The sequence below is a fragment of the Desulfobulbus propionicus DSM 2032 genome (assembly GCF_000186885.1).
GTDB lineage: Bacteria > Desulfobacterota > Desulfobulbia > Desulfobulbales > Desulfobulbaceae > Desulfobulbus > Desulfobulbus propionicus.
The window spans coordinates 613,987-638,854 of record NC_014972.1 but is presented as its reverse complement, the minus strand read 5'-3'; the positions used below and the strand labels follow the sequence as shown (position 1 = coordinate 638,854).

20 protein-coding genes and 1 riboswitch are annotated in these 24,868 nt (G+C 61.1%); of the genes, 10 read left to right on the top strand and 10 right to left on the bottom strand.

The window, feature by feature from the left end; genetic code table 11:
• Nucleotide 1: 1 nt before the first annotated feature.
• The 5 genes from DESPR_RS02910 to DESPR_RS02890 are packed head-to-tail and all read left to right on the top strand — an operon-like array spanning nt 2 to nt 4,089.
• Entirely contained in the window at nt 2-1,108 is a 1,107-nt protein-coding gene (locus DESPR_RS02910) for a M24 family metallopeptidase (protein WP_015723317.1), read from the top strand.
• Between the two features lie 37 nt (nt 1,109-1,145).
• Nucleotides 1,146-2,459 (top strand): PhoH family protein, encoded by a 1,314-nt coding sequence (locus DESPR_RS02905; protein WP_015723316.1) that lies wholly within the window; start codon nt 1,146-1,148, stop codon nt 2,457-2,459.
• Nucleotides 2,460-2,495: 36 nt separating this feature from the next.
• Entirely contained in the window at nt 2,496-2,828 is a 333-nt protein-coding gene (locus DESPR_RS02900; protein WP_015723315.1) for a hypothetical protein, read from the top strand.
• Entirely contained in the window at nt 2,825-3,529 is a 705-nt protein-coding gene (gene pyrF / locus DESPR_RS02895; protein ID WP_015723314.1) for an orotidine-5'-phosphate decarboxylase, read from the top strand. The genes DESPR_RS02900 and pyrF overlap by 4 nt, the downstream gene beginning before the upstream one ends.
• Nucleotides 3,530-3,555: 26 nt before the next feature.
• Nucleotides 3,556-4,089 carry a nitroreductase family protein gene (locus DESPR_RS02890; protein WP_015723313.1) on the top strand — a complete coding sequence of 178 codons (534 nt, stop codon included), beginning with the start codon at nt 3,556-3,558 and terminating at the stop codon, nt 4,087-4,089.
• A gap of 66 nt (nt 4,090-4,155) precedes the next feature.
• On the opposite strand, the gene trhA is transcribed toward DESPR_RS02890, so the two are convergent.
• From trhA to DESPR_RS02850, 8 genes are all read right to left on the bottom strand, one after another.
• Nucleotides 4,156-4,848 carry a PAQR family membrane homeostasis protein TrhA gene (gene trhA / locus DESPR_RS02885; RefSeq protein ID WP_015723312.1) on the bottom strand — a complete coding sequence of 231 codons (693 nt, stop codon included), beginning with the start codon at nt 4,846-4,848 and terminating at the stop codon, nt 4,156-4,158.
• Nucleotides 4,849-4,956: 108 nt separating this feature from the next.
• Entirely contained in the window at nt 4,957-5,598 is a 642-nt protein-coding gene (locus tag DESPR_RS02880; RefSeq protein ID WP_015723311.1) for a hypothetical protein, read from the bottom strand.
• On the bottom strand, nt 5,549-6,643 hold the full coding sequence (gene cobT, locus DESPR_RS02875; protein ID WP_015723310.1) for a nicotinate-nucleotide--dimethylbenzimidazole phosphoribosyltransferase: 1,095 nt from the start codon (nt 6,641-6,643) through the stop codon (nt 5,549-5,551). The genes DESPR_RS02880 and cobT overlap by 50 nt, the downstream gene beginning before the upstream one ends.
• 8 nt (nt 6,644-6,651) lie before the next feature.
• Nucleotides 6,652-7,251, bottom strand: a complete 600-nt coding sequence (gene cobC, locus DESPR_RS02870) for an alpha-ribazole phosphatase (protein ID WP_015723309.1) — start codon at nt 7,249-7,251, stop codon at nt 6,652-6,654.
• Nucleotides 7,248-8,024, bottom strand: coding sequence for an adenosylcobinamide-GDP ribazoletransferase (cobS, locus tag DESPR_RS02865; protein WP_015723308.1), 777 nt, complete (start codon nt 8,022-8,024; stop codon nt 7,248-7,250). Before cobS ends, cobC begins: the two co-directional genes overlap by 4 nt.
• Nucleotides 8,021-8,599 (bottom strand): bifunctional adenosylcobinamide kinase/adenosylcobinamide-phosphate guanylyltransferase, encoded by a 579-nt coding sequence (gene cobU / locus DESPR_RS02860; RefSeq protein ID WP_015723307.1) that lies wholly within the window; start codon nt 8,597-8,599, stop codon nt 8,021-8,023. Before cobU ends, cobS begins: the two co-directional genes overlap by 4 nt.
• Before the next feature lie 141 nt (nt 8,600-8,740).
• Nucleotides 8,741-8,811, bottom strand: a riboswitch (cobalamin riboswitch).
• Nucleotides 8,812-8,961: 150 nt separating this feature from the next.
• Nucleotides 8,962-9,396: a CAP domain-containing protein gene (locus tag DESPR_RS16980; protein WP_169701514.1), complete on the bottom strand. Its 435-nt coding sequence runs from the start codon at nt 9,394-9,396 to the stop codon at nt 8,962-8,964.
• A 208-nt stretch (nt 9,397-9,604) separates the two neighbouring features.
• Nucleotides 9,605-12,787, bottom strand: coding sequence for an autotransporter domain-containing protein (locus DESPR_RS02850; protein WP_015723305.1), 3,183 nt, complete (start codon nt 12,785-12,787; stop codon nt 9,605-9,607).
• A 408-nt stretch (nt 12,788-13,195) separates the two neighbouring features.
• On the opposite strand from DESPR_RS02850, the gene DESPR_RS02845 reads away from it, so the two are divergent.
• The 5 genes from DESPR_RS02845 (at nt 13,196) to DESPR_RS02825 (ending at nt 20,517) form a co-directional block, all read left to right on the top strand.
• Nucleotides 13,196-14,488, top strand: coding sequence for an OmpP1/FadL family transporter (locus tag DESPR_RS02845; RefSeq protein WP_015723304.1), 1,293 nt, complete (start codon nt 13,196-13,198; stop codon nt 14,486-14,488).
• Between the two features lie 70 nt (nt 14,489-14,558).
• Complete coding sequence (locus DESPR_RS02840; protein WP_015723303.1) at nt 14,559-16,073, top strand: cyclic nucleotide-binding domain-containing protein; 1,515 nt, start codon at nt 14,559-14,561, stop codon at nt 16,071-16,073.
• Nucleotides 16,073-17,794 carry an HD domain-containing phosphohydrolase gene (locus DESPR_RS16975; protein WP_015723302.1) on the top strand — a complete coding sequence of 574 codons (1,722 nt, stop codon included), beginning with the start codon at nt 16,073-16,075 and terminating at the stop codon, nt 17,792-17,794. The genes DESPR_RS02840 and DESPR_RS16975 overlap by 1 nt, the downstream gene beginning before the upstream one ends.
• A gap of 14 nt (nt 17,795-17,808) precedes the next feature.
• Entirely contained in the window at nt 17,809-19,536 is a 1,728-nt protein-coding gene (locus tag DESPR_RS16970; protein ID WP_015723301.1) for an HD domain-containing phosphohydrolase, read from the top strand.
• Nucleotides 19,537-19,716: 180 nt separating this feature from the next.
• On the top strand, nt 19,717-20,517 hold the full coding sequence (locus DESPR_RS02825; protein WP_015723300.1) for an AAA family ATPase: 801 nt from the start codon (nt 19,717-19,719) through the stop codon (nt 20,515-20,517).
• Between the two features lie 97 nt (nt 20,518-20,614).
• On the opposite strand, the gene DESPR_RS02820 is transcribed toward DESPR_RS02825, so the two are convergent.
• Nucleotides 20,615-21,307, bottom strand: coding sequence for an HAD-IA family hydrolase (locus tag DESPR_RS02820; protein WP_015723299.1), 693 nt, complete (start codon nt 21,305-21,307; stop codon nt 20,615-20,617).
• A complete protein-coding gene (gene mfd, locus DESPR_RS02815; RefSeq protein WP_015723298.1) occupies nt 21,304-24,837 on the bottom strand; it encodes a transcription-repair coupling factor in 3,534 nt (1,177 codons plus the stop codon). Before mfd ends, DESPR_RS02820 begins: the two co-directional genes overlap by 4 nt.
• Nucleotides 24,838-24,868: the final 31 nt, after the last annotated feature.

The window sequence follows — 24,868 nt, the reverse complement described above, 5'->3', positions numbered from 1 at the left end:
GATGGATGGTGATGCCGGCCGCGACCGGCTCTCCCGCCTGCGGCACACCCTGCGGCGCAGGGGGATCGACGCCCTGCTGGTCTCCCAGCCGGACAACCGCCGCTACCTGAGCGGCTACACCGCCCCGGATCACGGCATTCAGGAGAGCGCGGGTTTCCTGCTCATCCCCGTGGCGGGGAGCCCCCTGCTGCTGACCGACTCGCGCTTCACCCTCCAGGCCGAGGCCGAGGCGCCGCTGTTCAAGGTGGAGATGTACCGCAAGGGAATGCTCACGCTGCTGGAGCAGTTGGCGCGCAAACTGGATCTGCGCACCCTGGCCTTTGAGAGCGACTACTTTCTCCATTCCGTCTTCCTCCGCCTTTCGGCCCTGGCCAAGAAACGGGGGCTGACCCTGCGGCCTGAACGAGGCCTGGTCGAGCAAATGCGGATGATCAAGGACGAGCACGAACTGGACGTGCTCCGCCAGTCCACCCGCCTCAACGAGACAGTCTTCCAGTCGGTCTACCACACCATCGAACCGGGGATGACCGAACGGGAGATTGCCCTGGCCCTGGAGCTGACCATGCGGGAGATGGGCGCGGAAGGACCGAGCTTCGACACCATCGTCGCCTTCGGCACCAACGCCGCCCGACCGCACGCCGTGCCCACGGACCGCGAGCTGCGGGCGGGCGACCTGGTGCTGATCGACATGGGCTTGGTGTACCGGGGCTACTGTTCGGACATGACCCGCACCTTCGTCGCCGGCAAGCCGGACCAGACCTTCATCGACCGCCACCGGGCGGTACGGCAGGCCATGCTGGCCGGCATCGCCGCCATTCGTCCCGGAGTGACCGGGGCGGCGGTCGACCGGGCCGCGCGCCAGGTGCTGATCGACGCCGGTTACCCGGTCTTTGGCCACGGCTTGGGCCATGGAGTGGGCATCGCGGTCCATGAGGAACCCCGTCTGTCGCCACGCGGCACCAAGCAGTTGCGCGCCGGCATGGTGGTCACGGTCGAACCCGGCCTCTACCTGGCCGACTGGGGCGGTATCCGCCTGGAAAACATGGTGATCGTCACCGACCAGGGGTGCGAGGTGCTCAACCGCGACACCACCAGCCTTGACCTGTAATAAACCTTCATCCATCCTTTCAACGTCCGGGAGTTGCATGGCCACCAAATATTTTGTCCTCGACACCAACGTGCTCCTGCACAACAGCGACGCCATCACCTGCTTTGCCGACAATACCGTGGTCCTGCCGATGACGGTGATCGAGGAGCTGGATAAATTCAAGAAGAACAACGACGAACTGGGCCGCAACGCCCGCGGCGTGATCCGCAGCCTCGACCGGCTGCGCGGCCAGGGCAGCCTGGGCAAGGGGGTGCCCACCAGCGACGGCGGCGTGGTGTGGATCACCATGGAAAAGGAGGAGGACTGCGGCACCTGCATTGACCTCAACATCCCGGACAACCGGATCATCGCCACCGCCTATCGGCTGCTGCGCGAGGGCAAGCGGGTGATTTTCGTGTCCAAGGACATCAATGCCCGCCTCAAGGCCGATGCCCTGGGCATCGAGGTGCAGGATTTTGAAAAGGAAAAGGCCGATTTCGACCAGCTGTACACCGGCTGCCGCAGGCTCACGGTATCGGCGGCCGAGGTGGACCGGCTGTATCAGAGCAAGGAACTGCTGGTGGAGGGAGAAACCTTCCAGCCCAACGAATTCGTGCTGCTGATCGACGCGGCCAACGACAAGCACACCGGCGTCGGCCGGGCCGTGGCCGTGAACCGGCTCAAGGCGCTCAATCCGGTGTTTGACAGTGCCTCCAACCTCCGCCCCCGGAGCATGGAACAACGTGCCGCCCTGGAACTGTTGATGGATCCGGAGGTATCGCTGGTCTCGCTGATCGGCCAGGCCGGCACCGGCAAGACCCTGCTGGCCTTGGCCGCCGGCATGGCCAACACCCTCAAATCCAGCCGTTATGAAAAACTGCTCGTGTCCCGGCCGGTGATCCCGCTTGGCCGCGACATCGGCTATCTGCCCGGCACCAAGGACGAAAAGATGCAGCTGTGGATGCAGCCGATCTTCGACAACCTCTCCTACCTGATGGGCCTGACCAACGGCGGCAAACAGGACGCGGCCGCCGAGCTGGGCATCAAGCGGCTGCTCAAGGAAGACCGGATCGAACTCGAAGCCTTGACCTATATTCGCGGCCGCTCGATCTCGCGCCAGTACGTGATCATCGACGAGGCCCAGAACCTGACCCCGCACGAGGTCAAAACCATCATCAGCCGGGCGGGCGAGGGGACCAAGATGGTGCTCACCGGCGACCCCGAGCAGATCGACAACCCGTATCTGGACGCCAGCAGCAACGGCCTGAGCTACACGGTGGAACGGCTCAAGGGCCAGGAAGCCTGCGGCCATATCACCCTGACCCGCTCCGAGCGCAGCCATCTGGCCTCGCTGGCGGCGGAATATCTGTAAGAAAACGCTGCGTTCCATGCAGCCAAGGACACAACCATGCGCCAGTACATGATCGACGAAATCTCCTTTCTCGAACGCGACAACCTCGACAGCTATCTCAAACGGACCCTGAAGCCGGGCGGCCTGGATGGCGTGTTCTTCCTCAACGTGCCGTCGGATCTGCTGGGGCCCGAGCAGCAGGGACATACAGAATGCGGCCCCTTCTATTTCACCGTGGTCCTGGAACAGAATGCCATCCGCTTTGAACTGCTGGTCCGCAGCGCCAGCACCATGCACTGTTCGTGCATCGCCCAGGCGACCCCGGCCCAGCGCCAGTTCGTGCTCGATTTTGCCGACCGGATGCTCAGCGAGGAGATGATTCAGGCATGAACGCCACCGACATTCCGCTGGAGGAACGCATCATCTTCGCCCTCGATGTGGCCGATCCACGCGAGGCCCTGGCCCTGGTGGACCAGCTCTCCGGTTCCATCCGTTTCTTCAAGGTCGGCCTGCAACTCTTCTTTGCCGGCGGTTGGCCGGTGGTCGAGCATATCGTCCGCAAGGGGTGCAAGGTGATGCTCGATCTCAAACTTTACGACATCCCGGCCACGGTGCAGTTGGCGGTGCGTCAGTTCGCCGATCGGGGCATCACCTTCACCACCGTGCACGGCTACGGCCCGGTGGTCGAGGCGGCTCTGGCCGCGGACACCGGTATCCAGATCCTGGCGGTGACCGTGCTCACCAGCTTCGGCGCCGAGCAGGTGAACGAACTGCAATTCCAGGGTTCGGTGGATGACCTGGTGCTGCGGCGGGCCGAGACCGTGCTCGGATTGGGTTGCCACGGGGTGGTCTGCTCGGCGCGTGAGGCGATGCTGTTGCGCGGCCAGCTGGGCCAGGACTTTGTCATGGTCACTCCCGGCATCCGCCCCGCCGGAGCCGCTCTGAACGACCAGCAGCGGGTGGCCACCCCGGGCCGGGCCATTGCCGATGGCGCCGACTACCTGGTCATCGGTCGGCCCATCCGCGACGCCGCCGATCCTGAGGCCTGCATCAGGGCCATCCAGCACGAAATCGCCACTGCCCTGGCCTGACAACCACAAACACAATGAGGAATCCCATGCTGATCGATCTCTTACGCGCCCGCAGAAGCATCCGCCGCTTCACTCAGCAGCCGGTGGAACCGGAAAAACTCGATCTCCTCCTGGAGGCGGCCCTGCGCTCGCCCTCCTCCAAGGGCAACAACCCCTGGGAATTCATCGTGGTCACCGACCGTGATCGGCTGGAACGCCTATCGGTGGCCAAGGCCCACGGCGCCACCTTTCTCGGCGGCGCGCCGCTGGCGATCGTGGTTTGCGCCGATCCGGCCAAGAGCGACGTGTGGGTGGAGGATGCCTCGATTGCCGCCACCCTGATCCACCTTGAGGCCACCGATCTCGGTTTGGGCAGCTGCTGGGTGCAGATCCGGCTCCGCCAGCGCGAGGACAGCATCAGCTCCCAGGCCTATCTGAGCGAGCTGTTTGGCCTGCCCGAAGGCATGATGGTGCTGGCCGTTGTCGGTATCGGGTATCCGGTGGATAAGAAGAGCGGCCATCCCCGCTCCTCGCTCTGTTTCAATCAGGTGAGCTACGAGCAGTTCGGCCAACGAAGCTGACGGAAAAACGGGTCGCGCGCGAACAGGCTCCGCGCCCGGCCCGCGTCTTGGCGCTTGAACTTCCCCCTACGCCCGGGGAATCACGTACAGCAGAATGGCGAAATAGTGGAGAACGCTGCCCGCCAGGACAAACAGATGCCAGATGGCATGGTTGTACGGTAGGCGACGCCAGAGATAGAAGGCGATGCCGCCGGTGTAGGCCAAACCGCCGGCCAGCAGCAGCCACAATCCGCCCCGGTCGACGTTGTCCATCATCGGCTTGACCGCGGCCACCACCGCCCACCCCATGATCACGTACAGCGCGATCAGCCACCCGCGAAAGCGACGCAGCCGCGTTGCCTCGATCACGATTCCCACCGCCGCCAACCCCCAGATGAGGCCAAACAAGGTCCAGCCCCATGGGCCGCGCAGACTGATCAGGGTGATCGGGGTATAGGTGCCGGCGATGAGCACCAAAATGGCCGAATGATCGAGTATTCGCAGGAGGGGCTTGACGCCCGGGTGCTGAATGGCGTGATACAGGGTCGAGGCCAGGTAGAGAAGAATCAGGGCCGCGCCGAAGATGGAACAGCTGACGATGTGCCAGGCATTGCCGTGAAGGGCCGCGAAAACGATGAGCACCACCAGGCCGCCGATGGCGAGCACCGTGCCCAGGCCGTGGGTGAAACTGTTGGCGATTTCTTCGCCCTTGCTGTAGCGGGAGGTGGAGGGAATATGCGCCATGATCGTGCCGGGGATGGAGAAAAAAGGAAACCGCATGCCGCGGTCATGGCCATACTGTAGTGCGCCTCCCCGCCTTTGTCCACCCGCTTGCGCGGCGGTCGACCAGCTGTCTTCCTGCCGGCCGTTGTGATCCGGATGCGCCGGTCAGTCCCCGCCAGCCGCCTGATTGGATGCCGACCGGCTTCCCCTGCCGGCCGCATCGGCCGTCCGCCTTATTGCCTCGACCGCACGCAGGGCATCGTTTAGATCAAAAATTTCGCAGCAAACCAGCATGTTCTCGCAAAGCAGCGGCATCGCCCGGCGCAGGGTGGCCTCGTCGAGCGGCAGATGATCGATACGGCCGTCGGTGCCGGAGAGATGCAGTTCGACGATGTGGGGATGATAGTGTTCGGGCAGCGGCCTGCCCAGCAGGCTGTGGGTGAGATCAAAGGTGAAGCGCGGGTGGAACTCGATCCGGTCGATCAGGTTTTCCATCGCCACAAGGGCTGGCCAGTCCACTTGCCGCCATCCCGGCAGCGGATGCAGGGTCATGTTGAGCAGGGGAAAGGTGCTGTCGGCGAAAAAACGGGCCGCGGCCTGGGCGTTTGCCGCCGTATCAGTGGGCAGATGGACCGTGTATTCGAGATCCAGACCGGCCAGGCCATCGAGCCACCCGCCAACCTTGGCGCGCATCGCCCGGTCCCAGGTATAGACCAGTAGTTCGACAAAATCGACCTGCCCGGCCACCAGACGGGCGTTATCGAGGAAATTTTCCCCGGTAAGCCATGATGTGGTCCCCAATTTCATCGCGTGTTTTTCCTATGACGGCAAAGGTGCCCATTTCCTCGATCATGCGCAGCGCCGCCTCGACGATGGAAAACACCAGGGCGCAGCCGGTGCCCTCGCCCAGACGCATGTCCATGTCGATCATCGGTTCCAGGCCGGTGATCTCCTTGAGCAGTTTGGCCCCCGGTTCAAAGGAGATGTGCGAGGGGATCATGTACTCGACCGTCTCGGGCTTAAGGCGCATGGCCACCAGCGCCGCCACGTTGGAGATCAATCCGTCGGTGAGCACCGGCACCCGCCGGGCGGCGCAGGCCAGGTAGGTGCCGGCCATGCCGGCGATATCGAGGCTGCCCACCTTGGACAGCACATCCAGGGCATCGTCCGGGTCGGGCCGATGCAGCCGCACCGCCTCCTGGACCACCGCCTTCTTGCGGGCAAAGGCCTCGTCGGTCAGGCCCGCGCCCCGCCCCACCACCCGGTCGATGGGCGCACCGGTGAAGGCGTAGAGCACGGCGCTGCTGGCAGTGGTGTTGCCGATGCCGATCTCGCCGGTGCCGATCAGATCGTAGCCCTGATCGATGGCCGCGTTGGTGACCTCGATGCCCACCTCGACGGCACGGATTGCCTCCTCCCGGGTCATGGCCGGCTCCTTGAGGAAATTGGCCGTGCCGTAACGGATCTTCCGGTTGAGCACCTTGGGGAGGTCGACATCGACCTGAATGCCGATATCCACGGCAATGATGTCGGCTTTTGCGTAGTTGGCGAGAAAATTGACCCCCATGCGGCCAGAGGTGACGAAGTCGGCGCCGATGCGGGTGATGTCCTGGGGGTACATGGCGACCCCCTCGGAATAGACGCCGTTGTCGGCCATCATCACCACAATCGCCTTCTTGCCGATGCTATTGTGCACCTTGCCGGTGATGCCGGCGATCTGGCGGGCGATGTCTTCGAGCTTGCCCAGGCTGCCCGGCGGTTTGAGGCAATAGTCGATCTCCCGTTGCGCGGCGGCCATGACCGCGCGGTCGATGGGTTTGATGGCCTCCAAGGTCTTTTGCAGCAGGTGCATGGCGTCTCTCAGCGGTAGTTGAAGCGGATGAGGATCGGCAAATTGCCCATGAATTCGATTTCGGTCAGGGTGGCATTGTCGACCTTGAACTTCCAGTAGCCCTTGGACACCGACTCGCAGAAAAAATGGGCCAGGAGCGAACGGATGCAACCGCCGTGCGACACCATGGCCACCCGCTGGCCCGGATGCTGGTTGACCACCTCGGCGGCAAAGGAGATCACCCGCTGCTTGAAGGCGGGAAAGGCCTCGCCGCCGGGAATGTGGGTCTGTTCCCAGTCGGTGAGCCACATCTGCCAGATGTCCGGATACTGGGTGGCGATCTGCGAAAAGTGCATACCCTCCCATTCGCCGAAGTGGAATTCCTGCAGACTGGAATCGGTGATGATCGGGACCTGCTCGCCAAATACCAGGGTGGCGGTTTCCACCGCCCGCGACAGTGGGCTGGAAAAAATGGTGTCCACCTCCAGGGCGTTGATCCGCTCCCGCAACGAGGCCGCCTGCAGCCGTCCATGATCGTTGAGCGGGGTGTCGGTGCTGCCCATGAGGATGCCGGTTTTATTCTGTTCGGTCTCGCCGTGGCGAATGAGATACAGCTTGGTCGTGTTCATAGCATATATTTCCACACAAGAAGAAAGACGAGAAAACTGAGGAGCTCCGCCAGCTCGATGCTGGCCCCGATGGTATCGCCGGTGATCCCGCCCAGCCTCCGCCTGAGATAGGCGGCGAACAGCACCGCCAGCACGATCGACGGCAGATGCAGGACCACGGTGACCACGGGGATCAATGCCGGCCGCAGGCCGAACATCCCCAGCAGGACGCTCACCAGGCACAGGGACAGCAGGGTGGCGGCCACGGCCTGGGCAAGCCCGGTCTGGTTGACGTAATCGCCGATGCCCCGCTCCTCCCGGGCATAAGGAGCCACCGCCGAATGCCAGGTCAGGGCCATGCGCCCAAGTACCGGGGTGAGCAGCACCGCCAGCAGCGCGCCGTCATCCGCAATGTTGTGCAGCAGGATGAACTTGAGCAGAATCGTCAGCACCAGGGCGATCACCCCATTGGCCCCCAGGGTGGAATCGCGCATGATTTCCAGCATCCGCTCGCGGGACCGATAGCTGAACAGGCCGTCGGCGGTGTCGGCGATCCCGTCGAGGTGCAGGCCGCCGGTGACGGTGATCAGCAGGATGACGGCGACAATGGCCGCCACCTCCCGGCCGAGCCAGGCATCGGCCAGGACAAACCCGACAGCTCCCGGCAAGGCCGCGAGCAGGCCGACCAGCGGCATCCACTTCATGCCCTGGACAAAGTGGCGGGCAGTGAACTCGATCTCCAGCGGAATCGGATAGCGGGTCATGAACTGAATCATGAGCACGAGCGATTTCATGCCGCCCCCTCCCCCTTGATCCGCACGGGGATCCCCGAAACCACCAGGTAGACCTCCGCAGCGGCGCGCGCCATCCGCTGATTGACCCGGCCGACGCAGTCACGGAAGAAGCGGGACAACGGTGACAGCGGCACGATGCCGAAACCGACCTCGTTGGTCACCGCCACCAGATCGGCCCGGACACCGGTCGCGGCGGCAATGATCGCCTCGACCTCGGCCAGCACGTTCGCCTCGATGGCGTTCATCTGCGCCACGGTGGGGTGTTCCCAGTCAACGGAAGGGGGCTGATCGAGCATCCGGTTGGTGGCCATCACCGTCAGACAATCCAGCAGAATGGCGTCAACGTGGTTGCCGCGCTCGCCGATCACCCCGGCGGGGTGGGTCGGGGCTTCAAAGGTCTGCCAGCAATCGGGGCGCTGCCGCCGGTGCTTGGCGATCCGGTCCTCCATTTCGGCATCGAGGGCCATGGCCGTGGCAATATAGGCGATTTCCGCGCCCATCCCTCCGGTCAGCTGTTCGGCAAAGCTGCTCTTGCCGCTTCTGGCCCCACCAGTCACCAGGATAATCCGCCCCATACAGCCACCACAGAAAAGTTGCCGGCCGATCGTCTGATGGCCGCGACAGGGTTGAACAGTCAGCGTGATGCGTCGGGGAGCAGTCGGAATGCCGCAGGCACGGCGCCGGTGTCTCATTCCACGAAGACCCGCGTTCACGAGGAGTATCTGGCTTGTCCGCCGACGGCGGAATCACAGTTGCGGGACAGCACGGGAATCGCACCCGTTTCCTCCGAAAGATTGACCGCATACGGCTCGCACGCCGATGCGCCAGGGTGGTTTATAGCGAATTCAGGGCAAAAAAGATAGTGGCAAATGGCGCACGTTGACGCTCCAGGGAAAGAAATTGGCCGCTGTCCTCGTCCAGTCGCTTTTTCCCGGCCTTATTTGCAAGCAAAAAAAGTCACGTATTTGCCAACCTCGGCGATGCCGGCCCTGGAAAGACCTTCTTTAAGCATGTTCTCGTCATGGCCGCTCGAATGGCGCCAGGCATCGAACTGCTTGAGCGGCGTGCTGTAATTCCAGCCGACATTCTCCACGCACAGGTTGCTGCCCGCGCGTTCAAACCGCTCGTTGAAATTGCGATGGCTGACCCGTTTCTGCTGAAACATCTCGAAGCTATGGGTGCGGGCCAGGCGGATCAGACGGGGATCAAACCGCAACGTGCTCAACCCATTGACATGGCGGTAATTGTTGATCTGCTCAAGCAGGGTTCGGCCGTACAGGGTGGCCCCTTCCTCGTCGCCTGCGGCGCGCGCGGAGACCGGGGGGGACGATACCAGGAATAGAAGGATAACGATCAATCGTACAGGATACATGGGAGACGAACCGTTCGTGCTTTGCCAGAAGGCGTTGGTGGTCGGAAAACAGCCCATCATGACGGCTTTCGCGCAGCCGCGTCAAGCAAAATCAGCCGTTGCGCTCTTTGCCCCATGCGCTCGGACGCGGTTCTGTGTCCGGTGGTGGCCCCCGAAAGCGCGTCGCTTGGCCGCCGGTCTTGCCTGCCGCCCCAGCCTCCCACCGATGTTAAAACCTCCAACCCAATTGCAGGGACAGGGCATGATCAGTCTCGCCGCCTTGGTCGCGCAGGGTGCACGCATAACCGAGATGGGTGAACATCGTTTCCGAGAACCGCGTCCGCAGCGCGGCTCCCATGATGAGGCCGTTAGCGGCCAAATCACGGCCGGGGGTCACGAAGAAGTCGCCCCCGCCAGCCAGCCGCGATTCCAGATCGTCGGTTTGGCGGCTGAATTCATGCACCCACTGTAGCCGCACTTCAGGTTCAAGCACCAGTTCCTGCCAGGAGAACGGATGGGCGATCCGCCCGCCGACCACTCCTTGCAGGGAATCGCTCTCCCGGGACCGCATGATCAGATCGGCACTGCCGGCCCCGGATTCCGCAAAGCCCTCCTCGTCGAGCGCAACCCAGTTGAGCCCCAGGGTCGGACCAAGGATCCAGTTGCCGAACCTCCAGTCGTATCCGCCCAGAAGGGTGCCCGCCAACAAGTGCGCGTCATGGTCGCTGTGGCTCTGTCGGCCGGCAAAGGAGAGATGGCGGTCGCCTTCAAGATCGATCACGCCGGTGCCGATCGCCCCACCCCAACGCCAACCGTCCATGGTCTGGGGATCGCGCCAAAAGCCGTACAGGTACCCCTGCAGGCTCGCGTTTTCCCCTTCGTCGCCGCCGCTGTCCGATTGGTAGCGGCTTTTCGTGATCCCTCCCGTCATGCCGACGGTCAGACCATGGACCGTCGTGCGCTCCAGGCCAAGCAACATGCCGAATGAATGGCTCCTGGCGCCGAAAGAGTTCCCGTCGGCGTCGTACCGACCATGGCGACCAGGGGCCTCCATCCAGACGGTGGTCGAGCGGCCGTTGTCCCGCGCCCTGTCCTCCGTCGGGGCGAACCGCTCCATGCGGCGGCGCACACTGTCCAAGCCGGCCTGGCCGTCATCCAGGGCAAGGACGGTGGCCAGCCCATGGATGCGCGGGGTCATTTGAGCAAGCGAGGCGTTCATATCGTCGCTCGTCATGGCCAGATCAAGGCGATCGAGGACATCGGCGAAATCGTCTGCCGCCGTGGAGCGCACCATGTCCAGATTGGCGGCGATGCCGTGGTTGCCAGGCGTCGACAGATCGGCGTAGCGGTTGCGGCTGACCTCCAGGGCCAAGCCGTCGGAGCCGAGCGGCACCAGGTCGACATCGAGAACCGCCGCACCTTGTGCCAGGGTGAAAGAGCCGTCGAGGGCACCGGCATCGAGGAACGTATAATAGCCGCCGGCAGCATACCCGTCGGGAAGGACCCGCAGGGTTCCGTCCAGGGAGGCGGTGCCGGTGACAGTGAGCAGATCGGCGCTATCCCGTCCGATTTCGATGGCCAGGAGGCCGTTGGCGTTTTGACGAAAATCGCCGTCGATGGTCAGATGTCCAATCGAGCGACCGGGGGCCACCCTGCCAGAACTGACCACCTCACCAACCACGGTTCCGCTGCCTGCCAGGGTGCCGCCGGCATGAACCGTGGTGTTCCCGTGCACCACGCCGTCGATGCCCAGCCGGCCACCCACGACCCGGATGGAACCGAACGTGGAATCACCGGCGAGCGTCCAGTCCCACCCCGCCATGATCAGGGTTTCGACTCCGGCAAAACGTTCATCTTCCCTGCCGCTCCCGGCAAGTCGGACCTGGTCGGCGCGTCCTTCCAACAGCACCGATCCGATGAGATCGGAGCCGGTCCGCAGCACCAGCTGCGTATCGTCCCAGGCATTGATGGAAAAGGTTTGGCCGCGAACCGTGCCGCTGTTGACGATCGTTCCCGGGTTGGTCGTCAGGATGCCGACCGCGACTCCAGTATCGGGATCGGCTGACGCGGCGACGGTGCCACTGTTGTCGAGCAGGACGGGGCCATTGGAGAGCAAGGCGCCCACCGCCCATTCCTGGCCAAAAGCCTCGATGATGCCGCTGTTGCTGACCGTTATTCCCGCGCGGCTGTCGCCCCAGATGCCGTAGGCGCTGTTCAGGACACCGTCATTGGTGGAGGCGGTGATGGTGCCGCTGTTGCGCACGGTCAAAGGATTGCCGCCGTTGGCGGCCCACACGCCAAAGGCCAGGGCCTGTTTCGCTTCACTGCCGGCCTCGGCGCTGATCCGGCCGGCATTGTCCACCAGACCGCCTTGGAGCGTGATGCCATGGGCAATAGCCTGATTGGTCGCGCTGGCGGCAACGGCGGCAATCTCGCCGCTGTTGGTCACCCATCCCTCCGGACCGCCCCAGAGGTACACGCCCCTGGCCGTGGTCAGCGCCTCCCCCCCGTCCGCCTCGGCCAGGATGGTGCCGCGATTGGTCACCGAGCTGGCGGCGCCGCCCCACAGATCAACACCATAGGCATTGAGCGTGCCACCGGCGCTCCAAGGACGGGCCGTCAATCGGCCGTCGTTTTCCAGCTCGACGCTCTCACCGCTCCAGGGGACGGCGATCAGGTAGGAATTTTTCAGATTGACGCCCGCGGACATGTAGCTGATGCGCATGTAGCCATCCTCGCCCCAATAATCATTCCAGCTGTTGCGCAAGATCCAGCTTCCCATGCCCTCCGGACCGGGGGCATCGTTCCAGCCCACCAAGCTGACCGCATGATTGGAACTGGAATAATAGGGGATAATATAATCAATGGCCGTGTAGTCGTTGGAAAAAATTCCACTGGAATACCTTTGGAAATCATCCTCGACCAGAACGGATGCGCGGATGGCGCCAATGGAGTGCAAAACCCGTTTGACGGTCTCGATGTCGTTGGGGGGAATAGGATACCAATCGAGCAGGAGGTGGCGTGGAGCATCCCAATGCTGGCCGATGGCAGGTTCGATGACCGTCCATTGGTCATCCTGCAGGGGATAGGGAAAAACCTTTTCCACCGGCACACCGTATTCAACCACGGCGTTCATGGGGTCAAGGATGTTGCCGCCATTGCACCCATCCATCCCCTCGTATAGAGGCCCGAGACTCCAGACCATGAATGCCTCGGAGAGATCGATGGCCTGTTCGTCATACAAGCCATGGGCACGGTTCCAGGTGCTCTCCGCCGCCGCCACGGCGCCAAAGGCATAGCAACTGCCGCAATTCCCTTGATCGCGCACTCCGCCGATAAAGCTGTGGCCGTCGATGTCGCGCAGATCGAAGGCCGCAGGAAGCGCCGCGGCCGCTTGTACCGCCGGCAGCAATGACAGCGCAATCCAAATAGGAGAATAACATATTGATCTCATATTGTTTTTTTCACCAATCCCGTTCTGATTCGCCTCGCTGGCCCCGAAAAGGCTCTTTTCGTGTCATCGCCCACCAACGGACCCCGTGCACAAACGCTCATGAACGCAGTGTGCCATAAACGGCCTGCCGCACAAAATTTTTTCGCCAACAACATCCATGATGAGCTTGACTGGCGACACCCCGCCCGATCAACAAGCGGGCCTTCGCCCCGTCGGCCTTATCCAGACGCCGCAGAAGCACCCCTGGAGGCACGATCCGGGTTAAATTGATTTTACTTTTTCAAATCAATGCTATAATTCAATTGCTATTAACCTTGAGTCGGAGACTGATCCGGAAGAACAACCGGTTTTCTCGGGAGATCCGCCATGACACCACACGGGAAGTCCTTGCCGCGTCGGCTTTGGCCCGGGGCCGTTGCCCACGGCCTGGTGCTGACGCTGGCCGCCCTGCAAGGGACGGCCGAAGCCTCGGGTTTTCGCATCACCAACCAATCCCTCGGCGCCGTGGGGTTGGCGGGTGCCCACATCGCCCATACGCCCGGACCGGATTCCAGCTACTACAATCCGGCCAACATGGCGTGGCTGGCCGATCAATGGCAAGCGGAAACCAGCTTGACCGCCCTGCACCTGCCGTCGATCACCTACTCGGACCACCGCAGCTCGACATTCAACGGGTCGTCGGAGGACGAGCTGTTCTTCATGCCGCTGATCCATGCCGCGTCGCCGCAATACAACGATCTGCGCTTCGGGTTTTCGCTCACCTATCCCTATGGCCTGTCCAAGCGCTGGAATCAGCCCTTTCCCCAGGCCAGCGCCGAGGAATTTTCCCTCTTGATCGTCGAGGCCAACCCGACGGTCGCCTACCAGGTGCGTCCGTGGCTGAGCATTGGTGGCGGTCTGAGCGTCATCTACGGCAAAGGCGAGGTGGAAAGCGAGTTGCTCAATCCGCCGCTGGCGCAAATCGCCCCCCTGACCACCCTCAGCCGCTCGTCCGACGGCAGCGACACCCAACTGGGCTACAATCTCGCCCTCTCCCTCCGGCCGGTCGAACAATGGACCATTGCCGCCACCTACAGATCGGAGGTCGATCTCAACCTCTCGGGTGACGGCCAGCTCAGGGCCCTGCTGGAGGCAACATCGCTTTCCCCCTATTCCGGCTCCTCGGCCATCGGCGTCACCCTGCCGGCCGTGTTCAGCCTGGCCACAGCCTACACCTTTGAGCGGTTGACCGTGGAACTGGGATGGGACCGGACCTTTTGGTCGTCGTTTGCGCAGCTGGATTTTCAGTACGGACAGGATTTTCTCGGAACCGCTTTCGACGTCTTTGATCGTGCCGTGGCCAAGAATTGGCAGGACACCGACGCCTATCGGCTCGGTCTGACCTATACATGGAATGACCGCTGGACCACCACCCTGGGCTTTGCCTACGATGAAACGCCCGTGCCCAGCGAAACCTTGGGCTTTGAATTGCCGGACACCGACGCGACGGTCTATTGCGCCGGTCTGCGCTACCGCTATTCGCCGGCCATGGAACTGGGGATGTCGTACATGTACCATCGTACCCGCACCCGATCGGTCACGAACGCCTCCGGCATTGACGGCACCTTCACCGACGGCGGAGCCCATGCAGTGACCGTCGGCGTGATCGCCTCGTTTTGAGCCATTCTGCCCAGCATTCCCTCCGCCCGTTTAGCCGGCGGCCATCCCCACCTCTTGCGAGGACCTTGTCATGACACACCTTGCCCACACCTCGACCGCCGCACCGGACGTCCAAACCCCTCCCTTGCTCGATGCCGTGCTCGCTTTTGCCACGGTGCGCGACTTTGCCGCTGGCGAGCCGATCCTGTCGCCGGGCACGACGACCAACGCCTTTTATTACCTGGCCAGCGGCTCGGTGGAGGTCAGCTATACCGACCGATCCGATACCCGCATCACCGTGGCCCTGATCGGTTCCGGGGAATTTTTCGGCGAAATCGGCTATTTCGACGGCGAATCGCGGGTTCGTGACATCCAGGCGGTGGGCGAGGCCCGGGTCGCCATCTTCGACGGCGCGGTCATGGACAGCCTGCGGGCCGGCAATCCCGGGCTGTTCACCGATTTCATCGTCTTCCTCACCCAGAAAATCTGCGGCAAATTCCGCCGGATCGCCGGGGAACGGGAGCCGATCGCCGGGTATGCCGAATCGCTCTCCACCCGCCACGCCAGCCGCTACACCGAGGCCAAGCCGTTGCCCCCGCCGCTGACCCACTCCTCCCGATGGCACACGATCAGCAGCCGGATGGAGGGATTCAAATCCGAGCTGTTCAATCTTTCCCACCGGTTGCAAAAGACCGAGGCCGAGGGGAAACGCGACCCGGACAGCGAGGCCCGCTGCATCGCGGTCATGGGCGAGCTCAATGGCTCGCTGGCCGAATTCGAGCAGACCATGACCGGCAGCGGCTATGACGAGGTAATGTGGGGGTATGTGTTCAAGGAGATCTTCCCCTATCTGATGCGCAGCCGCTTTGCCGAACGCGCCTACTTCAAGCCCAAGGGCTATGCCGGCGATTTCCTCATGATGGAGCACATCTATGCCAACATTCCCAAGGGGGATGGCAAGCTCGGCGAAATCATCGACGACTTCTGCCTCCAGCGGCCCGGCTCGCTGGCCATCCGCGGTCGGCGCATCCTGCTCAAGGAACAGCTGATGCGCCTCAGCGGCGCCATTGCCGCGCGGGGCGGCATCACCCGAATCATGAACCTGGCCTGCGGACCCAACCGGGAGCTGTTTGATTTCCTCGCCGAGTGCGAGTACAGCGAGACCATCGAGGCCCTGTGCGTCGACATCGACTCCGAGGCGTTGCAGTACACCAACCAGCATGTCAACATTTTCCCTCACCGCGCCTCCATCCGGCTGATGAGCGAAAACGTGATCAAATGGGCCCTGGGCCGGGCCAAGCACCACATCGAGCCGCTGGACATCATCTATTCGGCCGGACTGTGCGATTATCTCGACCCACGCCTGTTCCGCGCCCTGATCAACCAGTGCCACCGCCATCTCAAGCCAGGCGGCACCCTGCTGCTCGGCAACTTCACCTTCTATCCCGACTGCCTGTTCCTCGACAAGCTGCTCAAATGGGAGCTGATCTACCGCACCAGTGACGATCTGCGCGCGCTGTTCGCATCGACCCCCTTTGGCGATCGGGTGGAAATCCTGGTGGAACAGGCCGGCGTCAACCTCTTTGCCATGGCGACCAAGGAGTGATGCGCAAAAAACCCTCGACAACCGGTACCCAAGCCGTACCGGTGCATGAGGAGATGGAGGAACTCTTCTATCAGCGCACCCGTATCTGCCTGTGGTTGGGGGTGGTGTTCTTCTCCCTCTTTGCCCTGCTCGATTACGTCCATGCCCGCTCTTTTTTTCCGCTCTTTTTGTTCTATCGCCTCAGCTATGTGCTGATCATGCTCGGCCTGCTGGCCATCCTCCATCTGCCCCCCATCAGACGCCACACCCCGGCCATCATGTTCGCCGTCATGCTGCTCGGCACCCTGGTCATTTCCCTGATGACCGTCAAGTTGGGAGGCTTCGCCTCGGGCTATTACGTCGGCATCCTGTTGATGATTGCCGGGGCCTTTTCCGTGCTGCCGCTGACGGTCGCCCAGGCCCTGCGGCTCGGCGCGTCCATGTATCTGGTGTATGCGCTCACCGTCTACGTCAATGACCGGCCGCTTGACCGGCCGGAACTGATGTATGTGATCAACAACAGCTTTTTTTTCTTTACCCTTGTCATCGTCACCACGGTGCAGTGTTTTGACGAATTCCACACCCAACTGCGCTCGCTGCGGGCACAAAAGAGTTTGCAAACCATCAGCCGCGAACTCAAGCGCTATACCGGCAATCTCGAATCGCTGGTGCGGGAGCGGCTGGCCCTGTTGGAAGAATCGGATCTCAAATTCCGCGACCTCTACAACAACCTCCTCGATCTGGTGGTCCTGATCGACATGCACGGCATGATCCGCATGATCAACCCGCATGGCGCCGACCTGCTTGAATGCTCGTCGCAGCTGCTGGAAAACAGGCCCTTTTCCGATTTCCTCCCCCCGCACGAGCGGGAGCTGTTCCATGGCGACGTGCTCACCCGCATACGCCGGGGCGAACGGATCAAGGGGGTGCAGATGCAGATGCTGACCTATCGGGGCCGCCCCCTCGAAGTCGAACTGAGTGGCAACACGGTCCATCTTCCAGAACATGGAGAATGCTGTCAATTGATTATCCGCGACATCAGCCTGACCAAGGAGATGGAAACACGGGTCCTGGAATCCAAGCAGCTGCTCGACACCTCGCGGCAGGCGGCCATCTTCGGATTGGCGCGCCTGGCCGAATGCCGGGACGACACCACCGGTGCCCACCTGCTCCGCATCCGTGCCTACACCCGAATTCTGGCGGTCGAGCTCGCCACCGTCCCGGAACTGCAGTCGGTCATCACCGAACATTTCATCGACGATCTCTGCCTCTCCTCCCTGCTCCACGACATCGGCAAAATAGGAATTTCCGATGCCATCCTGCTGAAACCGGGCCGATTGACCGCCGAGGAATACGAGACCATGCAACGGCATTGCACCTACGGCAGCAACGCCCTGGCATCGGCGGAGAAAGGCTCGGAAAGTCTCTCCTTTCTCCGCCTTGGCCAGGAAATCACCCGCTATCATCATGAACGCTGGGATGGAAGGGGCTATCCATACGGCCTGGCCGGAGAAGCCATACCGCTTTCGGCCCGCATCATCGCCCTGGCCGATGTCTATGATGCCCTGACCTCGACCAGGCCCTACAAACCCGCCTATCCCCATGAGCAGGCCCGCCGACTGATTGCCGAGGAAAGCGGCCGGCGCTTCGATCCGGTCATCGTGGAGGCCTTCTTGAGGAGGGAACAGGAGTTCAAAAGTGCCGGCACCCGACTGACCCGTGACAGGGCACGGACATCGTGAAAGCAGGGCTTCGCATGCGCAACGCTGATCACCAGTTTGAGCAGGAGTCACAACAGCTGCACCACCAGCGGGTCTACTTGATTCTGGGGGTGGGCATGGGCGTCATGCTGCTTTTCACCCTGCTCGATTATCTGCTGATCACCGAGCATTTCTTCGAGTTTCTCCGTTACCGGCTGTGTGCCGTCGGTTTTGTCGGTCTTCTGCTGGTGGCCAACTTTTTCGACCGCCACCACCGCCTGGCCTGGGCCATTGGTTTTGCCGGCTATCTCTGTGCCGGTACCGTCATCCTCCTCACCGTGCATCGCCTGGGCGGCGTGACCTCCTCCTATTACGTCGGCCTGATCGTCGCCATGACCATCTACACCGCTCTGGCGCCGCTCACCGTTGCCCAGACCCTGATCAGCGGTTTCGCCCTGATCTGCATCTATCTCGTTTCCGTCTCCTTGCTGGAGTCGCTGAGCGAATACCAGTGGCTAAGTTTGTTCAGCAACCTGTTTTTCATGACCTGCTTCGTGTTCATCGCCGCCACCCAGAGCTGGGCCGACACCACGGCCCGGAGCCGGGAATACCGGTTGCGGCGGGCAGAACACGAAGCCGCCGATCAGCTGCAACGGCAAGCCGACCATCTGGAACGGGAAGTCAAGCGAAGAACCGCCGAACAGCAGGCCACGGAACAGCGCTACATGATTCTCTATCAAGCCATTGCCGACGACGTGATTCTGGTCAGCGAGCAAGGGGATCTGCTCCAGGCGAACCGCTCCTACCAGCGCCATTTTTACGGAGGGAAACCGCCGGAGGGCGCATCCTTTTATGACGCGGTTCTTCCCGAAGACCGGCACCGGGTAGCAAGCGAACTGTTTGCCCCGCTTATTCAGGGCAAACCGATTTCCGCTTGGCACATCACCCTGCAATCTTATCAAGGGGGCCCCCTAGAGATGGAAATCAGCGGCGCCCTGTTGCTGCGTGGTGACGATCACCTTGGCCTGCAGTTGGTTCTCCGCGATATCGGCATCCGCAAGGAGTTGGAACAGAATCTGCTTGTGTCACTCGACAAAATCAAACAGATGGAAAATGCGGCCATTCTCGCCTTGGCCAACCTTTCGGAATACCGGGATGTGACGCCGGGCAATCATCTTGAACGAATTCGCGAATATTGCCGTATCCTGGCCGCGGAACTCGCGCGTCATCCGCCCTACGACAGCAGCATCACCCCGACCTATATGCACAGCCTCTATCAGGGCGCCATCCTGCACGACATCGGCAAGGTGGCCATCCCCGACAGGATTCTCAAGAACAGCACCAGGCTCACGGCGGAGGAAGAAGCCGTGTTGCGTCAGCATCCCCGCAAAGGCGGCGACCTGATCAAAGCCATGGAAGAGGAGGCCAAGGGTAGCCTATTTTTATCGCTGGCCAAAAATATCGCCTACTTCCATCATGAACGTTGGGATGGCCAGGGGTATCCCCATGGACTTCGTGGCGGCGACATCCCTCTGGAAGCCCGCATCATGGCCGTGACCGACACCTATGAGGAGCTCACCGCAACCCTTGATCCGTCCCAGCGGCTTTCGCATCAGGAGGCGGTGCAGCACATCGTCAGCATGGCGGGCCAACGGTTTGATCCGGCCATTGTCGAGGCCCTCGTCCAAACGGCCTCGGATTTTGACGAGATTCGGCGGACGCTCGCCGAGCCTGCCGCGGCGCCCTACGGGAAGAAGGAACAGGCGCAAGCAATTTATGAATGAAACCAAGGGAAAAACTTGCGTCGCCGCAACTGTACATTTTCCCTTGCCGTTCCAAAACAAATACACTAAAACCACACAGAATTAACCGATACACGCATGCTGGCAGGAACCCTTTTCCCCAATGCGTACATCTTGATCATTTGGAGCTGGACAGCGAATTTCCCAAGGGAGGAGTAGATTATGAAAACGAATATGATGCGTGCGCCGCTTGTCAAATCGGCGGTTGTACTTCTTGTTTTTGTCTTGCTGGCCTATCTGACCAGTGCTTCACCCGAGGGAGGGGTGCTCAACTCCGTTGGCCAGATCATCATCGGTGCTTTTCGTCTGGTTCAATGGTCCATAGCCATGGTGATCGGCCTCACCGTGTGTATCGCTTTTCTCATTGGCATCTTCCTTTTTGCCGTCTCGCTGGTGAACAAGGAAACATCCTCGGCCATGTACGCGGCCCTCAAGGTTTCCGTTGGTGAACTCCTCCGTCCTGTTTTTTCCTTTATCGGCTCTTTCCAGTGCAGGGAGGCAACCTGCGCCCCGGTCGCCGACCCCATCGTGCTCAAGGATGAGTTGCAGACCATTATTGCCGCTGAGGTGAAAAAGGTAGCCGACAATCAGCAGACCCTGAACGAGCAGTTCACCGCTCTCAACACCAAGATGCAATCCCTGGAGGCAAAAAGCAGCGAATTTGCCGCCGCCGGCCAATTGGAGTCCATTGCCACTGAAATCGCTGCTTCCGGCCAGATGCTCGGAACGGTCAAGGACCATGTGGCCACCTTGGAAGGCAAACTCAACGCGACTGTTCAGCAGTTGCAGGCCATCACTCCGGAAAAGTTCCTCGGCGACGTGCCCGCTCGCCTGGAAAAATTGGAGCAAAAGGGGGAGTTTGACCCCAAACCGTTGACCGACTCCATCGAGGCCCTGCACAATGAGCTGGAAGGGCTGAAAAAGAAAGGGACGAGCAGTGCCAAGGCCAAGAAAAAGGCCTGAACCACATCTGACCGTCCCTGTTTTTCTCGCACACAAAAAAGCCATCCCGCCGCAGAGGCGGGATGGCTTTTTTGTGTAGGTGTAACGGCGACGATCTCTATTGGGGCAGCAATTCCTTGAAATAGACGATCGAGGGAAAGTTGCAGGAATACTGAACCCGCTGGCGGCTGCTCGGGCGAGCAACAAACAGGAGAAACCCAAGGCCATGGCTTTGAGCGGCAAATAGCACCTTTTCCGTGTCATCGACCAACAGCGTCCGTCTTTTGTCGAACTGGAGCATTTCTTCTAGCCGCTGCCAAAATTGCGGGTCTTCCTTGGCCAGTCCCACCTCTGCGGCGCACACAATCCGATCAAACCAAGGGCCAATCGCTGTTTTCTGCAGCTTGATCGACAAGGTGCTGGAATGGGCATTGGTGATCAGGTAGAGCCGCTTACGGATCTTCAGGCAATATTCGAGAAATTCAACGACATAGGGGTGCACGCCAATGAGATGGTTAATTCGCAACTTCAACTCCTGCACATCCATGTCCAACTCACGAGACCAAAAATCAAGATCCGACCAGTCGAGGGTATCTTTGACCTGATGATAGCGGGCCAGCAGATGCGCCTTGGCCTCTTCCACCGAAATGTCGTGCAGCAGGCTGTAATGTTCGGGGAGATACTGTTCCCAGAAGTAATCGTCAAAGTGTTTGTCCAGCAGGGTGCCATCCATGTCGAGCAGCACGGTATCAATCTGCTTCCAAGGAAAAACGGGGAAAATTTTCTCACAATACAGAGGGGTGGTCTTCATGATGTCGGTCCCTGCAAGGAATGAATGATGGTCTGAATGTGACGAAAAAGGTCCTCTTGCGCGGAAAAGGGGACAATCAGCCGTTGATCGGGGGTGAGCCGGATAGACTGAGCCGTTCTTTTTCGCCCCGGTTTTTGCTGGATCAGCGCCAGAATCCGCGCGGAATCGATGGGAGGATTGGCCACAAAAGAAAAAATCAGCGACTCCGGCCCCTGCTCCAGCTTCTGGATACCCAGAACTCGCAACTGCTGTTTCAGGCCGATCACCGCCAGCAGGGTGGCGGCCTCCCGCGGCAAGGGGCCATAGCGATCAACCAGTTCCTCCTCGATTGCCGTCAACTCTTCACTCGTGCCATTGCCGGCGAGGGAAATCCGACGGTAGGCATGGTAGCGCTGGCTGGTCTCCTGGATGTAATGATCGGGGAGGTATGCCGCCACCTTGAGCTTGATTTCCGGGTCGATCTCCTCGCGGGCCACCGTCTCTTGCCCTTCCCGTGCCCGGCGTTTCAAATCAGCCACCGTTGACTGCAACAGCTCAAGGTAGAGATCGTAGCCGACAGCGGCAATATGGCCGGATTGGGAAACACCGAGCAGATTGCCGCCTCCCCGGATCTGCAGGTCGTTCATCGCCAATTTGAACCCGCCCCCCAGTTCGGAGCAGTCCATGAGAGCTCGCAATCGCTGCTGCGCATCCGGCGTCAGGTGATCGAGCGAGGAGACCAGCAGATAGGCGTAGGCCTGCCGCGCCGCCCGGCCTACCCTGCCCCGCAACTGGTAGATGTCGGCCAGGCCAAGATGATCGGCTCGATTGATGACGATGGTGTTGGCATTGGGAATATCCAGACCGGATTCGATGATGGTGGTGCAGACCAGGATATCGAGTTCATGGTTGATGAATCGGACCATGACGTCCTCCAACTGCGGCCCAGCCATCTGTCCATGGGCCACACCAATGCGCGCCTGTGGCACCTGGGCGGCGATGGTGTCAGCCATCCGATGAATGGATTGCACTCGGTTATGGACAAAAAAGAGTTGCCCCCCCCGTTCCAGTTCGCGCAAAACCGCCTCCCTGATCACCAATTGATCGTAGCGGGCCAGGAACGTTTTGACCGAACGTCGTTGCTGCGGCGGTGTAGAGATCACAGAAAGATCACGAATACCCAACAGGGACATTTGCAGGGTGCGGGGGATGGGGGTGGCGGTAAGCGTCAGGACATCGACCGTGGCCTTGAATTTCTTGATCCGCTCCTTGTGGGCCACACCAAACCGATGCTCCTCGTCGACAATCAGCAACCCGAGCTTCTTGAATTGGACATCCTTGGACAGCAGCCGGTGGGTGCCCACCACCAGGTCAATGTTGCCGGCGCCCAGCTGCGCGACGATCTCCTTTTGCTGGCGGACGGTGCGGAAGCGATTGAGGCAGGCGATCTCCACTGGAAAGGAAGCGAAACGTTCACGAAAGGTGGCGGCGTGCTGTTCGGCCAGCACCGTGGTCGGTACCAGGATCGCCACCTGATAGCCGTCCTCGATCACCTTGAAGGCCGCCCGCGCCGCCACTTCGGTCTTGCCGTAGCCGACGTCGCCGCAAATGAGACGATCCATGGGCTGCTCATGGGTCAGATCATCGATGACCTCATCAATGGCTTTGGCCTGTCCCTTAGTTTCATCATAAGGAAAGGATTCTTCCAGCTGCCGATAGAGATCACCAGGGGGCGAAAAGCGATGTCCCTGGCGCATGGCCCGTTGCGCGTAGATCTCCAGGAGTTCCTGGGCAATCTTCCACACCGCCTCGGTGACCTTCTTTTTGGTTGTCTGCCACCGCTGCGATCCGAGACTGTCTAGTTTGGGCTGTTGATCGGTGAGCCCCTGATAGCGGCTCACCCAATGGAGCCGGTCCACCGGGACATAGAGCTTGTCGTCGTCACGGAAGGCAATCTGCAGGAAATCTCCCCGCTGGCCGGAAATCTCCATATTGACCAACCCTTGAAACACACCGATCCCGTGATCGCGATGGACCACCACATCCCCTTCGGCAAGCTGCTCGATCTGAACAGGTTGGCCTTGGTCGCGACCTCGTGTGCGCTGACGGCCGGTGCGCAATCGTTTTTCACCGAACAGCTCAAGAGCTGAGAGGAAATGAATCTTTTCAGCGGGAAAATCGAATCCCCTGGACAGGGGGTGTTCGTAACAATAGACCTGATCGTCGTCGATCAGGGCGGCAGGAGCGAACGGCGGGGTCAGCAGGGAGACCTTGAGTTGGTAATTGCCGAGCATTTCCCGGAGATGTTCGGCCTGACGAGCTGATCGGCAGGCGAGGACGATGCGATCCTGGTCCTGCTGCCATTTGAGAATGCGATCGGCAAGTGGCGCCAGCAGGCCCCGCTTTTTCCGCTGCAGTTCGATCTCCTGGACCAATAGGCTGTGGTCACCTGTCTGCACAGTCAGCGTGGCGGAGGGGTTGTCCGGATCCGGGATCGGGAGAATGCGGGCACGCAGACGTTCCCGGGTGGCCGTGTGCAGCTCGTGTTCTCCCACAAACAGTGCCTCCGGCGGCAAAGCGGGAAGCTGCCGTTCCACGGCCTCGCGATAATTGGCGGCAATCCGGTCATGAACCAGCTGCACCCGCTGCCCGACCGCGGCTGGATCGTACACCATGAGCGAAGCGGTCGGCGGCAGGTAGTCGAACAGGGTTTGCACCCCATCTTTGCCACCATAGATGAGCGGCAGCATGAATTCAATGCCCGGGAAGCGTTGGCCGGTGGCAAGACGCTCCCGTAGGACGCGCACCTCGGCGGACGCCCATTGATACTGATCGGCAACGGCTTCGAGTCGCTGCAACAGAGGGGCACGCTGATCGGTACGAGGGAACAGCAGATCTGATGCGGGCAACAGAATCGCTTCCCTCAGCTCTTGCCGCGAACGCTGGGACAGTGGATCAAAAAGACGGATGGATTCAACCGTGTCCCCAAAAAAATCAAGCCGCAAGGGACCATTGGCGGCAGGATCAAGGGTGGGTGGATACACATCGACGATTCCGCCGCGCAGGGCCAAATCCCCTTCCTGGCGAACCATGTCGCACTGCTGGTAGCCTGCGGCGATCAACGAGCCGATGAGCGCCTCTCGATCCGTTTCCTCGCCAGTCATGACCAGCTCACAGTGAGCGTTCAGTACGGCGGCTGGCAGAACCCGCCTGAGCACGGCCTCTGCCGAGGTCAATACAATGCAGGGGGAAAGGTCTTCCCGTAACAAATACAAGGTGGCCAAACGGCCGCAAACCGTGGCTGGATCGGGGGAAAGTGGGGTGTACGGAGGAATTTCGAAGCTCGGATACAGCAATACCCGAACATTGGAGAAAAAAGCAATATCCTGCGCTAACGGCTCGAGCTGCTCATCAGCGGGGAGGATGCAACAGACTGTGTGCTGGAGGGTTTCCACTGCCCTGGCAAGCAGCAGGGCAGTGGAAGCACCGTGAAGACCGACAATATCGGGGGGAGAACTGCTGTCACGCAGTCTCGCGAGCATCGACTGCATGAACAGCGGTCAGATCAGACGAGATCTGGAA

Excerpts from the sequence above, each read along its gene's own strand:
- DESPR_RS02910 (WP_015723317.1), top strand. The coding sequence starts at position 2 with ATGGATGGTGATGCCGGCCGCGACCGGCTCTCCCGCCTGCGGCACACC.
- DESPR_RS02905 (WP_015723316.1), top strand. The coding sequence starts at position 1,146 with ATGGCCACCAAATATTTTGTCCTCGACACCAACGTGCTCCTGCACAAC.
- DESPR_RS02900 (WP_015723315.1), top strand. The coding sequence starts at position 2,496 with ATGCGCCAGTACATGATCGACGAAATCTCCTTTCTCGAACGCGACAAC.
- pyrF (WP_015723314.1), top strand. The coding sequence starts at position 2,825 with ATGAACGCCACCGACATTCCGCTGGAGGAACGCATCATCTTCGCCCTC.
- DESPR_RS02890 (WP_015723313.1), top strand. The coding sequence starts at position 3,556 with ATGCTGATCGATCTCTTACGCGCCCGCAGAAGCATCCGCCGCTTCACT.
- trhA (WP_015723312.1), bottom strand. The coding sequence starts at position 4,848 with ATGCGGTTTCCTTTTTTCTCCATCCCCGGCACGATCATGGCGCATATT.
- DESPR_RS02880 (WP_015723311.1), bottom strand. The coding sequence starts at position 5,598 with ATGAAATTGGGGACCACATCATGGCTTACCGGGGAAAATTTCCTCGAT.
- cobT (WP_015723310.1), bottom strand. The coding sequence starts at position 6,643 with ATGCACCTGCTGCAAAAGACCTTGGAGGCCATCAAACCCATCGACCGC.
- cobC (WP_015723309.1), bottom strand. The coding sequence starts at position 7,251 with ATGAACACGACCAAGCTGTATCTCATTCGCCACGGCGAGACCGAACAG.
- cobS (WP_015723308.1), bottom strand. The coding sequence starts at position 8,024 with ATGAAATCGCTCGTGCTCATGATTCAGTTCATGACCCGCTATCCGATT.
- cobU (WP_015723307.1), bottom strand. The coding sequence starts at position 8,599 with ATGGGGCGGATTATCCTGGTGACTGGTGGGGCCAGAAGCGGCAAGAGC.
- DESPR_RS16980 (WP_169701514.1), bottom strand. The coding sequence starts at position 9,396 with ATGTATCCTGTACGATTGATCGTTATCCTTCTATTCCTGGTATCGTCC.
- DESPR_RS02845 (WP_015723304.1), top strand. The coding sequence starts at position 13,196 with ATGACACCACACGGGAAGTCCTTGCCGCGTCGGCTTTGGCCCGGGGCC.
- DESPR_RS02840 (WP_015723303.1), top strand. The coding sequence starts at position 14,559 with ATGACACACCTTGCCCACACCTCGACCGCCGCACCGGACGTCCAAACC.
- DESPR_RS16975 (WP_015723302.1), top strand. The coding sequence starts at position 16,073 with ATGCGCAAAAAACCCTCGACAACCGGTACCCAAGCCGTACCGGTGCAT.
- DESPR_RS16970 (WP_015723301.1), top strand. The coding sequence starts at position 17,809 with ATGCGCAACGCTGATCACCAGTTTGAGCAGGAGTCACAACAGCTGCAC.
- DESPR_RS02825 (WP_015723300.1), top strand. The coding sequence starts at position 19,717 with ATGAAAACGAATATGATGCGTGCGCCGCTTGTCAAATCGGCGGTTGTA.
- DESPR_RS02820 (WP_015723299.1), bottom strand. The coding sequence starts at position 21,307 with ATGAAGACCACCCCTCTGTATTGTGAGAAAATTTTCCCCGTTTTTCCT.
- mfd (WP_015723298.1), bottom strand. The coding sequence starts at position 24,837 with ATGCAGTCGATGCTCGCGAGACTGCGTGACAGCAGTTCTCCCCCCGAT.